11 protein-coding genes are annotated in these 13,473 nt (G+C 61.4%); 5 read left to right on the forward strand and 6 right to left on the reverse strand.

The features are described from left to right. Window position 1: 1 nt before the first annotated feature. Window positions 2-1,684 carry an NAD+ synthase gene (locus M728_RS08085; RefSeq protein ID WP_026623025.1) on the reverse strand — a complete coding sequence of 561 codons (1,683 nt, stop codon included), beginning with the start codon at window positions 1,682-1,684 and terminating at the stop codon, window positions 2-4. Between the two features lie 249 nt (window positions 1,685-1,933). Between M728_RS08085 and M728_RS08090 the strand changes: the two genes are divergently transcribed. The 4 genes from M728_RS08090 (at window position 1,934) to M728_RS08105 (ending at window position 7,406) form a co-directional block, all read left to right on the forward strand. Further along, the gene (locus tag M728_RS08090) at window positions 1,934-3,874 is read left to right on the forward strand and encodes an LTA synthase family protein (protein ID WP_156943580.1); all 1,941 of its coding nucleotides are present in this window, start codon (window positions 1,934-1,936) and stop codon (window positions 3,872-3,874) included. 329 nt (window positions 3,875-4,203) lie between these two features. Further along, the gene (locus M728_RS08095) at window positions 4,204-4,626 is read left to right on the forward strand and encodes a TadE/TadG family type IV pilus assembly protein (RefSeq protein ID WP_026613933.1); all 423 of its coding nucleotides are present in this window, start codon (window positions 4,204-4,206) and stop codon (window positions 4,624-4,626) included. Window position 4,627: 1 nt separating this feature from the next. Continuing rightward, the gene (locus M728_RS08100; RefSeq protein WP_026623023.1) at window positions 4,628-6,364 is read left to right on the forward strand and encodes a pilus assembly protein TadG-related protein; all 1,737 of its coding nucleotides are present in this window, start codon (window positions 4,628-4,630) and stop codon (window positions 6,362-6,364) included. Window positions 6,365-6,503: 139 nt separating this feature from the next. Then, window positions 6,504-7,406: a hypothetical protein gene (locus M728_RS08105; protein ID WP_051441073.1), complete on the forward strand. Its 903-nt coding sequence runs from the start codon at window positions 6,504-6,506 to the stop codon at window positions 7,404-7,406. Here M728_RS08105 and M728_RS08110 read toward each other — a convergent pair. From M728_RS08110 to rpiA, 5 genes are all read right to left on the reverse strand, one after another. Next, window positions 7,395-7,808, reverse strand: a complete 414-nt coding sequence (locus tag M728_RS08110) for a GFA family protein (protein WP_026623021.1) — start codon at window positions 7,806-7,808, stop codon at window positions 7,395-7,397. The genes M728_RS08105 and M728_RS08110 overlap by 12 nt on opposite strands. 108 nt (window positions 7,809-7,916) lie before the next feature. Beyond that, complete coding sequence (locus M728_RS08115) at window positions 7,917-9,290, reverse strand: class II 3-deoxy-7-phosphoheptulonate synthase (protein ID WP_026623020.1); 1,374 nt, start codon at window positions 9,288-9,290, stop codon at window positions 7,917-7,919. 243 nt (window positions 9,291-9,533) lie between these two features. After that, window positions 9,534-10,925, reverse strand: coding sequence for a glutathione-disulfide reductase (gor, locus tag M728_RS08120; protein ID WP_026623019.1), 1,392 nt, complete (start codon window positions 10,923-10,925; stop codon window positions 9,534-9,536). Between the two features lie 171 nt (window positions 10,926-11,096). Further along, the gene (locus M728_RS08125) at window positions 11,097-11,639 is read right to left on the reverse strand and encodes a DUF2059 domain-containing protein (protein WP_026613927.1); all 543 of its coding nucleotides are present in this window, start codon (window positions 11,637-11,639) and stop codon (window positions 11,097-11,099) included. 122 nt (window positions 11,640-11,761) lie between these two features. Next, the gene (gene rpiA, locus M728_RS08130) at window positions 11,762-12,457 is read right to left on the reverse strand and encodes a ribose-5-phosphate isomerase RpiA (protein ID WP_026623018.1); all 696 of its coding nucleotides are present in this window, start codon (window positions 12,455-12,457) and stop codon (window positions 11,762-11,764) included. Window positions 12,458-12,775: 318 nt separating this feature from the next. Here rpiA and M728_RS08135 point away from each other — a divergent pair, with 318 nt between their 5' ends. Beyond that, window positions 12,776-13,459, forward strand: a complete 684-nt coding sequence (locus M728_RS08135; RefSeq protein ID WP_026623017.1) for an HAD family hydrolase — start codon at window positions 12,776-12,778, stop codon at window positions 13,457-13,459. Window positions 13,460-13,473: the final 14 nt, after the last annotated feature.

Consider the following 13,473-nt stretch of genomic DNA (forward strand, 5'->3'; position numbering starts at 1 on the left):
GCTACCCCCTGTCCCGGAAGCGGTTGGTGATCGGGTAGCGCCGGTCGCGGCCGAAATTCTTCTTGGTGATCTTCACGCCTGGCGCCGATTGCCGGCGCTTGTATTCGGCGATGTAGAGCAGATGCTCGATCCGATGCACGGTTGCCTCGTCATGTCCGCGGGCGACGATTTCCTCCGTGCTCATCTCCTTTTCCACCAGGCACTCGAGAATGTCGTCGAGCACCGGATAGGGAGGCAGCGAGTCCTGGTCCGTCTGGTTGGGACGCAGTTCGGCGGACGGCGCCTTGTCGATGATGTTCTGCGGAACGACCTCGCCGGATGGCCCAAGCGCACCGGGCGGCACGGCGCTGTTGCGCCAGCGCGCCAGAGCGTAGACCTGCATCTTGTAAAGATCCTTGATGGGATTGAAGCCCCCATTCATGTCGCCGTAGAGGGTCGCATAGCCGACCGACATCTCCGATTTGTTGCCCGTCGTCACAACCATCGAGCCGAACTTGTTGGAGATCGCCATCAGGATCGTCCCACGCGTGCGGCTCTGCAGGTTTTCCTCGGTGATACCGGATTCGGTTCCCTCGAACGCGTCGGAGAGTGCGCTGAGGAAACCTTCGACGGGCTCCTCTATCGCGACGATATCGTAGCGGCAGCCAAGTGCCTTGGCGCAGGCCTCGGCGTCTTTCAGCGACTCCTGCGACGTATAGCGATAGGGCAGCATGACCGTGCGAACCCGTTCTTCGCCCAATGCATCCACCGCGAGCGCAGTGCAGATTGCCGAGTCGATGCCGCCCGACAGGCCTAGAATGACGTTCTTGAAGCCGTTCTTGTTAACGTAATCCCGGAAACCCAGCATGCAGGCGCGGTAATCCGCCTCCTCGCCTTCCGGAATGCGCGAATTGACGCCATTGCCTGAGCTCCAGCCGTCCTCGCCCCTTCTCCATTCGGTAACGGCGATTGCCTCTTCGAACTGGCTCATCTGCAAGGCCAGCGACTTGTCGGCGTTGAAGGCGAAGCTCGCACCGTCGAAGACCAGTTCGTCCTGGCCGCCGAGCTGGTTGGCGTAGATCATCGGCAGACCGGTCTCGATCACCTGTCTCAGGACCACCTGATGGCGGACGTCGACCTTGCCGCGATAATAGGGCGAACCGTTCGGCGAAAGCAGAATTTCGGCGCCGCTCTCCTGGAGCGTCTCGCAGATGCCGAGATCGCCCCAGATGTCCTCGCAGATCGGAATGCCGATACGCACTCCGCGGAAGTTGACGGGCCCCGGCATTTCACCGGCGTCGAAAACGCGCTTTTCGTCGAACTCGCCGTAGTTGGGCAGGTCGACCTTGTCGCGCACGGCAATGATGTTGCCTGCGTCCAACACCGCCACCGAGTTATGCCTGAGCCCGGCGGCTTGACGGGGAAAGCCGATGACGACTCCGGGCCCGCCGTCCGCCGTCTCCGCTGCAAGCTTCTCGACCGCCTGCTGGCAAGCCTTCAGGAAAGCCGGTTTCAGGACGAGATCTTCGGGCGGGTAACCGGAAACGAAAAGTTCGGTCAAAAGCAATAGGTCGGCGCCCTGGCGTGCCGCGTCCGCGCGCGCTTCACGCGCCTTCGCCAGATTGCCGGCGATGTCGCCGACCGTTGGATTGAGCTGTGCCACGGCAATCCGTAGCGTTGAAGGAACGGCGTTCTGTGCAGTCATGGGGCTGGCCTGTCGGTCTTTCATCACGATGCATAGGGCAATCGCGATGTTCTTACCGCATCCCGCGGCAAAAAACCCACACCCAATCGCGAACAAAACCCAAAATTCCTGAAAATTCTGCCTTTTCCGCACCTTACGCCGGCGGAGAAAAATCTTTCACGCGGCACGGAACCGGCAGATGGTCGAGCTCGTTCGGCCATTCATCCCCTGTTCAAGATGACAGTCGTATGACAGTTAGACGAAATATTTATGAAATTGGAGAAGTCGTTGGCCCCTGTCGATCCCGCCACCGCGAGAGGTTCTCAAGTCTACGTCGATAGACCAGGCTTTTCCTTAAGACATACCAAGACATTGGCAGGAACGCGTAGCGCGTTGCTCACGCTTTTCATGGCCGCAGCGCTCGTCTTCGCCGTCGAATTCATCGTACGTCAGTCCGTTTCCGAAACGGTTGCTTATTTCCTCGATCCGATGCGCCCGGCCTGGACCACGGTTGCGGCCTTCTTTCTTATGATGCTGGCGCTCGATGCGCTGTTCGGCCGTGAGCACAAGGCTGCGCTCGTCGTCGCGCCCCTTGCCGTTCTCCCGGCGTTCATCTGCCAGCAGAAGCAGGTCTTCCTTTCCGACCCGCTCTACCCAACGGATTTCCTTTTCGGCCGGCAGATCATGGAACTGATGCCTGTTCTCGTGAAGGACAGGCCGTGGACCGCGGTCGGCCTCGTTGCCGGTCTCATTGCTGCGATCGTCGTCGGAGCCTTGCTGCTGCGCTTTGCATGGCGGAACTTTCCGAAGCTGACGCGCGGCGAGCGTTTCGCGCGGGTCGCCTTCGCGCTGCCGCTGCTCGTCGCCTTCTGGAACATCATGGACTACAACCAGTTCTCGTGGGTCCGCGACCGGCTGAGGGTCATCCCCATCATGTGGGACCAGACGGAGAACTACCGGCATAACGGCTTTGCGCTTGCCTTCGCGATCAATCTTCCGATGGCCAATGTCAACGCCCCGGCCGGGTATATGGCGGATGCGATCGACCGTATCCCGGTCAAGCCCCTTCCAGCCGGGACGACGCATCGCGGCAAGCCGGACGTCATCGTGCTCATGAGCGAGTCCTTCTGGGATCCGAGCCGACTTCCCAACGTGAAGCTGACACCCGATCCGATGCCGACTGTCCGCGAACTGCAGGGCGGCAATGTCTTCTCACCTGAGTTCGGCGGCATGACGGCGAATGTCGAATTCGAGGCGCTGACCGGTTTCTCGAACGCATTTCTGCCCTACGGCAGCATTCCCTACCAGCAATATATCCGTAATCCGATCCCGTCCCTCGCCACCTTCTTCCGCGGCGAAGGTTATGTCTCGCGCGCCATCCATCCCTTTCAGGGCTGGTTCTGGAACCGCACGGCCGTCTACAAGGCCTTCGGCTTCGACATGTTCAGGTCGGAAGAGAACATGCCGCCCATGCAGAAACGCGGCATCTTCGCCTCGGACGAGGCGTTGACGAAGGAGATCATCCGCCAGGCGGATGATCTGGACGATCCGTTCTTCTTCTTTGCCGTGACCCTCCAGGGCCACGGCCCCTACGAGCCCAACCGCTACGCGAAGAACACGATCAAGATCGAAGGCAATCTTTCGGAAGCCGACCGTCAGGTGCTCGCTACCTATGCGCAAGGCATCAAGGAAGCCGACGACAGCCTCAAGATGCTGATGGACTGGGCTAAGGAGCGCGATCGCGAGACGATCATCGTGCTCTTCGGCGACCACCTGCCGCCGCTGAACACCGTCTATACCAGCACCGGCTACATGAAGGACGTGACAGCGGAGCGCAAGGGCCCGAAGCATCAGATGAAAGCTGAGCACGAAACGCCGCTTGTCGTCTGGTCGAACAAGACCGGGCCGAAGAAGAACATCGGCACGATCAGCCCGGCCTTTCTGTCCTATCAAATCCTGAAGCAGGCCGGCTACGAGCACCCCTACTACACGGGCTTCCTAGGCAAGGTTTACGACCACTTCCGCGTCCTCGACCGCTATATGCTGATCCGCAAGAACGGTAAGGACGTCGCGGACTGGCTGCGGCAGCCGAAGATCCCGCCGTCGCTGCGCGACTATCGTTTCCTGCAGCACGACATGATGTTCGGCAAGCGCTACAGCACCGAGCGCTTCTTCAAGTCCCACGCCGAGCTCTACCAGACCGGCTCCTAAGCCTGCCGAGGACATCCTGTCCCTGCCACCGCCCAATGCGGCCCGGCTGCACAACGCCTCGCGTCACCACAACACAATAGAGCGCGCCCTGATCGGCGCGCTCTGCGTGTTTCCGGCGTGCGGGCGCCCTCAACAGCCTCAAAGTCCTGGCAAATGCGGCAAAACTCATCGCGAAATCAATTAAAAGACGAATAAACAAAGACTAAAAAACACAGAAAATCAAAGGGGAAGCACTGGATCTAAAAAGTATAAAAAAATTAACACTTAAGGCGCATCCTATGAGTGCAGAGGATACTGCACTGTAGCAATGACTGCTCGGAGATGTTGGCATGTCCGTTTTCAAGCGCCTCCTCGGAAGCCGCAATGGTGCTGCGGCTATCGAATTCGCGGTCATCGCACCGCTTTTCTTCATGTGTGTGCTCACATTGATTGCCTATGGCATTTATCTCAGCGCCGCCCATTCCATACAGCAGATCGCCGCAGACGCCGCGCGCACGGCGATTGCCGGCCTCTCCGAGGAAGAACGCGAGCGCCTTGCGACCGATTACATCCGTCGCACCACGATGAGCCAGACCTTCATCCAATCCTCCCGCATGAGCGTCAGCGTTCGCGACGACGCGAACAACGCCAACCAGTTCACCGTCACCGTTACTTACGACGCCAGCGATCTGCCGATCTGGAATCTTTTCACCTTTGCCCTGCCCGGCGAGCAGATCGAGCGCTACGCGACGATACGGGTGGGAGGAATCTGACATGCTCACGAGGACGAACGCCATCCGCCGCTATCTAACGTCGCGCGGCGGCAACATCGGCGTTTCGGCGGCGCTCGTCATGCCGCTCCTGATCACGTCGATGGGGCTCGGCATCGACTACGGCTATCTCACGCTGCAAAGGCGCGAGCTGCAGTCAGTGGCGGACCTCGCGGCGATTGCGGCCGCTGCCAATGTCACCTCCGCCGAACAGGCGGTGCTCGCCCACTTCAGGAACAACGGCCTGAACTTCGCCGTGTCGACATCTTCCGGCCTGATGACGGTGGACGGCAAGGTCATGCCGAGCGACGTTGAAACCGCCGGCAAGGGTGTGGCAACGATCGTGCGCGGACGGTATGTTCCCGACCCGGAAATCGATGTTGGCCAACGCTTCATCAAGGATGCGGTCCCCGCCGACGCCGTCCAGGTGATGCTGGAGAAGAAGGGCGAGATCTTTCTCGCAGCCCTGTTCAGCGACCCGCCGGACCTGGGCGTCATCGGCACCGCGGCGAGTTCCAAGGTCGCCGCCTTTTCCGTCGGCTCCCGTCTCGCCAGCCTCAACGGCGGTCTGCTGAATGCCATTCTTGGCCAGATGCTCGGCACGAGCGTCTCGCTCAAGGTCATGGATTACGAGGCGCTGATCGACGCCGATATCGAAATCCAGCCCTTCCTCAAAATCATCGGCACTCGCCTCAATCGCACGGCGGCCTCCTACGAAGACGTGCTCACGGCCGAGCTGACGATGCCGCAACTCGTCGGATCGCTGCGGCTCGTCCAGGGCCTTTCCGGCACCGTGAGCTCTGCACTGAAGAGCCTTGAGCTGGCAACGGCCGGCGACAAACGGATTTTCACCCTGGCACAGATTCTCAACATCGACCCGAAGAAAAGCCTGAGGGTCGACGCCGGTTCCGACTGGTCGATGAAAGTGAGCGCGCTGCAAATCGTGTCGGCGGCCGCGGCGATAGCCAATGGCGAACACCAGATCGCCCTCGATGCCGTTGCCGGCCTGCCGGGAATCGCATCGGTCAACGTCAGGCTCGCGATCGGCGAGCCGCCGGTGGAGACGCCGAGCCACCGCCTCGGCGCGCCCGGCACGGCCGTGCGCACGGCACAGACGCGCCTCGCTGTCGAAGTCAACGTCAACGGTCTTGCGGCACTTGCCGGCACGCGCCTGCGCCTGCCGATCTATGTGGAGCTCGCGCATGCGGAGGCGAAGCTGTCGGACATCCGCTGCTACGGCGGAACACCCGAGAATGCTGCCGTCGTCGTGGATGCGGTTCCGGGCGTCGCCGAGATGGCCCTCGGAGAGGTCAACCCCGCGGTTCTCTCCAGTTTCTCCTCGGACGCGCGGGTGACCCCTGCCCGCCTCGTCGATTTGGCCATCCTCAAGATCGACGCCATCGCTCACGTCGAGTCGAAGAACCTGCAGGCATCCCGCCTCGCCTTCAGCCCGCGCGAAGTCGCTGCACGCGCGACTAAGAGCGTCTCCACCAAGGATATTCTCGGCTCGGCCACCCAGACCTTGCTCGGCAATCTCGATGCCAAAATCAATGTGGGCGGAGCCCTGTCGCTCGGAACCCCGACATTGCTGCAGCAGGCCCTCGCGCAAACCCTTGGCGCCGCGACAAAGCCGATCGACGAATTGCTCTATAACCTGCTTCTCCTGGTCGGCGTGCGTGTCGGGGAGGCCGACATCCGGGTCACGGGCGTCAGATGCCAGCAACCGGTCCTTGTCCAATGAAACTGAGTTAAACTTTATATGAAACAAGACAGCGGCCTTGCGCATTGAGGATAACGCGTGAATCTTAGAACTGGATTGCATCGGTGCACGGGACGATTGTGGCGCATGGATGCATGGAGATTGGGGGCACACGCGACAGATGCAGCGCCTTGCGAGCAAGGAAAGCGCCGAGCAGAAGGCTCCGCCCGGTTTCACAGTGGATGCGTTGCTGGATAATCCGGAGTTCCTGCAGGTCCTGCAGGCGGGCGCGCGTACTCTGATTTCCGTGAACGATCTCTTCCCGCGCATTGCTCGCCTGGTGGCCTCCCATCAGAAATGGATGCTTACCCAGGCAATCTATGCCCTGCATCTCGAACGCGATCGCGACCATCCGGACTCAGGCATCACGGCCGCGCGGCTGCTCAAATTCATGCGCGATACCGGCTGCGCCAGCCGCAATACCGCGGCCGCATTCCTGGCCGAACTCGTCGCCTATAAGCTGCTTCGCCCGGCAGCCGGCGGGCGCACGAAGAGAGCGCGCCCGCTCGAGCCGACCGAGATCAGTCAGGATGCCATGCAGCTTTGGTTCAAGAGCCAAATGAGCACGCTCGACCTGCTGGACGGCGGTTCGAGGGTTCAACAGGTGGAAACCGATATTACGATTTTCGAGCGCGCCCATCCGCTTGCCGTGCGGCGCCTCCTGTCCGATCCGAAATGGACGAAGCCGCCGGAAAGCGTCGCCGTCTTCGTCTGGTCGGAATCTGGCGGCGTGATCCTCGACGATCTCATGGCACGCCCGCCGAGCCTGGCGCCGGACGAAGGCAACGTCTCGATCGAGGTCAATCTCGCGAAGCTTGCCGAACACTATCTGATATCGAACACGCATGTCCGCCGCCTGTTCGCCTATGCAGAATCGGGCGGTTTTGTCGGCAAGCTGGATGACGGCAGGCGTGGCCGATTCTGGTTGGGCGCTCGGCTGATCCAGGAATACGCCTTCTGGCAGGCGGTCAAGTTCGAGGCGCTCGCCAGCGCTTTCGACCAGGCCGCCGCCTCACGGCCCTGAACGGCGTGACGGCGAGCCGGCAAAGCGCGGCAGGTCGTCACTGATATCGTAGTAATCGGCCTTATCGGCGCAAAAGATATGATAGCCGGGCGTGAGCTCGGTCGGTGTATCGAAAGTGCCGGCAAGGATCGACGTGTAATCGAGCCCATCCGCCTTCCAGAACAGCGCCGAGCCGCAGTGCCGGCAGAACCCTCGCTTCGCCTCTCCGCTCGAGCGGTACCAGGTGACGTTGTCGGCGCCCTCCAGCTCCAAATCTCTGTCGAGCACATTGGTCGCAGCGTAATAGAGCCCCGTTTGCTTCCGGCATTGAGAGCAATGGCAATAGATCAGCTCGCGCAGTTTTCCCCGCGTCTTGAACCGCACCGCCCCGCAAAGGCAGCCGCCCCGATGAGTTTCCGTCATCTTTCTCTCCCTCGGCAATGAAAAGCCGGGCCAGCTATCAAGCTTGGCCCGGCTCGTGTCAAATTCAGACAATGCGTCGGTACTTCAGAAATTTTGAACCAACGAGACTCAGCCGTTGACGACCATCTTCTTCTCGTCGCGGCCGCCCTTCATGCGTTCGGCAAGCAAGAAGGCAAGCTCGAGCGCCTGATCCGCATTGAGACGCGGATCGCAATGGGTGTGATAGCGATCGGCGAGATCGTCGCCGGAAAGCGCGCGCGCACCACCGGTGCATTCCGTCACGTCGTTGCCGGTCATCTCGATGTGGATTCCGCCCGGATGCGTTCCTTCCGCGCGGTGGATCTGGAAGAAGCTTTCGACCTCCGACAGGATGCGCTCGAACGGACGGGTCTTATAGTTGTTGAGCGTGATCGTATTGCCGTGCATCGGGTCGCAGGACCACACGACCTTCTTGCCTTCGCGCTCAACCGCACGGATGAGGCGCGGCAGGTGCTCGGCAACCTTGTCGTGGCCGAAGCGGCAGATGAGAGTGAGCCGGCCCGCCTCGTTGGCGGGATTCAGGATGTCGATCAGCTCCAGAAGGCCGTCTGCAGTCATCGACGGACCGCATTTCAGGCCGATGGGGTTCTTGATGCCGCGGCAATATTCGACATGCGCATGGTCCGGCTGGCGCGTGCGGTCGCCGATCCAGATCATGTGGCCGGAGGTCGCGTACCAGTCGCCCGAAGTCGAATCGACGCGCGTCAGCGCCTGCTCATAGCCGAGCAGTAGCGCCTCGTGGCTGGTGAAGAAGTCCGTCTCGCGCAGGCTCGGGTGATTTTCCGAAGTGATGCCGATCGCCTTCATGAAATCCATTGTCTCGGAAATCCGATCGGCGAGCTTGCGGTAACGCTCCGCCTGCGGGCTGTCCTTCACGAAGCCGAGCATCCACTGATGGACGTTTTCGAGATTGGCGTAACCGCCCATCGCGAAGGCACGCAGGAGATTGAGCGTGGCCGCGGACTGGCGATAGGCCATGATCTGCCGTTCCGGATTGGGCAGGCGCGCCTCCTCCGTGAACTCGATGCCGTTGATGATGTCGCCGCGGTAGCTCGGCAGCGTCACATCGCCCTGCTTCTCAACGCCCGACGAGCGCGGTTTCGCGAACTGGCCGGCAATACGGCCGACCTTGACGACCGGCTGCTGCGCCCCGAAAGTCAGGACCACGGCCATCTGCAGGAAGGCGCGGAAGAAGTCGCGGATCGTATCGGCACCGTGCTCGGCGAAGCTCTCGGCGCAATCGCCTCCCTGCAGCAGGAAACCCCGCCCTTCGGCGACATTGGCAAGGGCGGCCTTCAGACGCCGTGCCTCACCGGCAAAGACCAGCGGCGGATACTTCGCGAGACGTGCTTCCACCGTCTCGAGCGCTGCGAGGTCCGGATAGTCCGGAACCTGCTGAATGGGTTTTTGCCGCCAGCTATTCGGAGTCCAAGTCTGTGCCATTTCCGTCACCTGTTGTCCGACGCGGATAGGCCCGCGCCACGCCCCTGCGACCGAGGCCGCCCGGCATTCGGATTTCCATGCATCCGCTCCGCCAGCCCCGCCGATCCGAGCGCTCGGCCGAGTGCGGACCCGGCCCGCCACTTCGCGGATGCGGGCTTATAAACGTTAACAAAGGGCTTGGAAAGCCATCCTACCAGAAAACGTGGACCTTGGCTGTTCGGTCGACCAACTGTGCTGCACGGCTCAACCGATTCGCTCGCCGCCCTTCACGCGGTAGCTCGGCTGATACATCGTGACGAGTTCTTCCGCGGCGGTCGGATGAACGGCCATGGTGCGGTCGAAGTCGTCCTTCGTGCACCCGGCCTTCAAGGAAATCCCCAGCAGTTGTGCCATTTCGCCCGCGTCGTGGCCGAGGACATGCGCGCCCACCACCTTGCGATCGGCGGTATTGACGACGAGCTTCATGATGGTCTTTTCCTTGCGGCCGGACAGCGTCGCCTTCATCGGGCGGAATTCGGCGCGGTAGACCTCGAGCTCCTCGAATTTTCGCGCCGCCGCCTCCTCGCTCAAGCCGACGGTGCCGATCTCCGGCTGCGAGAACACTGCGGTCGCGATCAGATCGTGATCCGGCGAGGTCGGATTGTTCTTGTATTCAGTTTCGATGAAGCACATGGCCTCGTGGATCGCCACGGGCGTCAATTGCACGCGGTCGGTAACGTCGCCGAGCGCATAGATGCCCGGCGCGCTCGTGCGCGAATAGGCATCGACGATGATTGCGCCCAGTTCATTGGTCTTGACACCAGCCGCTTCCAGCCCGAGCCCCTTCGTGTTCGGCACGCGGCCGAGCGCCAGCATCACTTGATCGACGACGATCTCCCTGTCCTTCATGGTCTTCGCGACGCGCCGTCCATTCGCATCGACCGACACCGATTGGATGATATCCTCGCAGAGGACGCGGATGCCCTTCTCCTCCATAGCGGCGTGCAGACCGCGCCGCATATCCTGGTCGAAACGCGAGAGAATCTCCTTGCCCCGATAAATCAGTGTCGTCTCGACGCCGAGCCCGCGGAAGATGTTGGCGAACTCCACCGCGATATAGCCGCCGCCGGCGATCAGGATCGATTTCGGCAGCTCCGGCAGGTCGAAGGCTTCATTGGAAGTGATGCAGAGTTCATGTCCCGGCAGCGCATCGTGGGGGCTCGGATGCCCGCCGACGGCGATAACGATCCGTTCCGCCGTCACCGTTTTGCCGCTGGCGAGGAGCCGCACCGTGTTCGGTCCCGTAAGTTCCGCCCGCGTATCGAGGATCTCCGCACCGGCATTGGCGAGACCTTTGCGATAAAGCCCCTCGAGCCGGGTGATCTCCTGTTCCTTCGCCGCGACCAGTTTCCGCCAGTCGAAACGGCTTTCGCCCACGGTCCAGCCAAAACCGGCGGCATCCTCGAAATGCTCGGAATATTGCGAGGCATAGACGTAGAGCTTTTTCGGCACGCAGCCGCGGATCACGCAGGTGCCGCCATAGCGAAACTCCTCCGCGATGGCGACCTTCTTGCCCATTGCCGCCGCCAGCCGCCCGCTTCTCACACCGCCCGAACCGCCGCCGATCACGAAGAGGTCATAGTCGAAAGCGCTCATGAGAAAACTCCTGAAAAAACGATCTACCGGCACGCGGCGGTCGGAAACATGTGAAGGCGCGAGCAGAGTCGGCGTTCGCCCTGATATAGTATTGCGACGCAAAAAAAGAAAAGCCCGGATCGCTCCGGGCTTCCCTCGGACAGCCTAGCTGCCCGCGTCGTCGTCAGTTCGTCATTGCGCGGGCGCCGGAGCAGCGGCGTCGGCCGCAGGCGCAGTGCCGATCTTCTCGTCGAGCGACTTGGTGGCCTCGTTGGTGAGGTCGCGCGAAACGCCGGCCGCCCAGATGTCGGCTGCCTTCAAGAGTTCGCGCGAGGCGATCGGGCCGTCGTTCAGAAGCTTCTTGCCAGCCGCGGATTTGTAGAATTCGGTGATCGCGTTCAGCTCTTCGACCGTGAAGGTCTTGGCGTAGATGGTCGCCGCCTCACGTTCGAGATCCGAGCGCCGCGCGGCAAGGCCAAGCGCCTTCTCATCGACGGTCGCGGTGATCAGTTCCTGATGGTTCGGCGACGCCTGGATCAGCGTGTTCTTCAATCGTTCCGCCAGATTCGGCAGGATGTTGTCGAAGGTGTTGGTGACACCGAGCGCCGCGATCGTCGCACGCGCCGCCTTGATCTGATCTTCCGTCACGTCCTGTGCCTGTACAGCCGGAACCGCTGCCGAAAGAAGGATCGCAGCGGCTGCGAATGTGCGGGCGAGACCTGCAAGTTTGTTCATTTTATCCATGCTCCTGTGTTGGCACGTGCCGCCCGGCCGATCGCCGCCGCCTGGCAGACATGTGCGGAAATCTGTCTTCGACGCCGTGCTGCAGCAGCACCTCACGAACCGGCCGCGCCGGCTCAGGATGCCGTCAGCGTTCTCGCCCCCTCCGAACCCGCAATGACCGCTATCGACGCCAAGCCGATGAAGAGTCCGTGCTCGACCACTCCCGGAATGGCGTTCAACTCCGTCGCGAGCGCCTCTGCATCAGGAATACGGCCAAAAGATGCATCGAGAATGAGGTGTCCGCCGTCGGTCATGAAAGGACCGTCGCCCGAGGTGCGCACGACGATATCGCCCGTCAAACCCAAGCGCGCCGCTGTTTTTTCGATCGCCAGCCTCGTTGCGATCTGACCGAAAGGGTTGACCTCGATCGGCAGCTTGAACGCGCCGAGCACGTCGACGACCTTCGATTCGTCGGCGATCACGATCATCCGTGCGGAAGCGCTCGCCACGATTTTTTCGCGCAGCAGTGCGCCGCCTCCGCCCTTGATCAGGCGCAGCTTTCCGTCGACTTCATCGGCGCCATCGATCGTCAGATCCAGTTCCGGTAACTCGTCGAGCGACTTCAAGGGTACGCCGAGTTCGAGGCAGAGCCGTGCCGTGCGCTCGGACGTCGGAACACCGGTGATCTGGAACCCGGACGCGACCTTTTCGGCCAGCAACCGGACGAACTCCTCGGCAGTCGAACCGGTGCCGATTCCAAGCCGCATACCGCTTTCGACATATTCAAGCGCTGCTTGAGCGGCCTTGACCTTCATTTGGCGGGCGTCCATGCGCCACTCGCTCCCTCTATCACTTTGCGAGCCGACCTTTTTTGCCGTTCCCGCCCCAATTCCGCTGAGACACTTACACGCCCGTTGCGGCAAACGAAAGCCAAAATGCGCGGCCTGCACCGGATTCGAACAGCGCTACGACCCACGTCGCCGCGCGTCCTGCCAGACGTGCAAAGGTCGCTGTAGCACTTCGGAGTGCTGCATGTTTTTCATCCTTAAGTCGGATAGGACTTAAGGACACATGCAGCAGGGTCGTCATTGCATTCCGCGCCGACTTCGCCTACCCCAACGGACAAGGTTTTGCAGAATGAGGTTGCCGTGTCCCTGCCCCTAGTCGTCTTCGATCTCGACGGTACCCTTGTCGACACTGCGCCCGACCTCGTCGCCAGCCTGAACCATGCTGTGGCGCAGGCAGGTATAGAACCGGTTACCTATGCCGATCTCACACACCTCGTCGGCCACGGTGCGCGCGCCATGATCGAGCGCACCTTCGCGCTGCGCGGCAAGGCGCTCAGCGAGGAGGAACTGACCTGGCAGATGAAGGAGTTCGTCGATTTTTATCACGGATCGATGCCCGGCGAATCTCTGCCCTATCCGGGACTGATCGCTGCGCTCGATCGCCTGCAGGATGCAGGCCTGAAACTTGCCGTCTGCACAAACAAGCCGGAAATGCTGGCAAAGCGCCTGCTTGACGGCCTCGGTCTTATCGACCGCTTTGCCGCCATTTCCGGCGGCGACACTTTCTCCGTCCGCAAGCCGCATGCCGAGCACCTCCTCTCGACGGTGGCCAATGCCGGCGCTGTCGCGGAACACGCCGTGATGGTCGGCGACAGCCTCAATGACATCCTGGTCGCCCGCAACGCTTCCGTTCCATCAATCGCCGTACCGTTCGGCTACTCCGATGTGCCGATCGAAAGCCTCTCGCCCGACCGGATCATCAAGCATTTCGACGAACTGACGCCCGATCTTGTCAGGACGGTTCTCGGCCAAAAGGCGAAATGAAGAGGGCCGCTTCG

The sequence above is a fragment of the Ensifer sp. WSM1721 genome (genome assembly GCF_000513895.2).
Classification (GTDB): Bacteria; Pseudomonadota; Alphaproteobacteria; order Rhizobiales; family Rhizobiaceae; genus Sinorhizobium.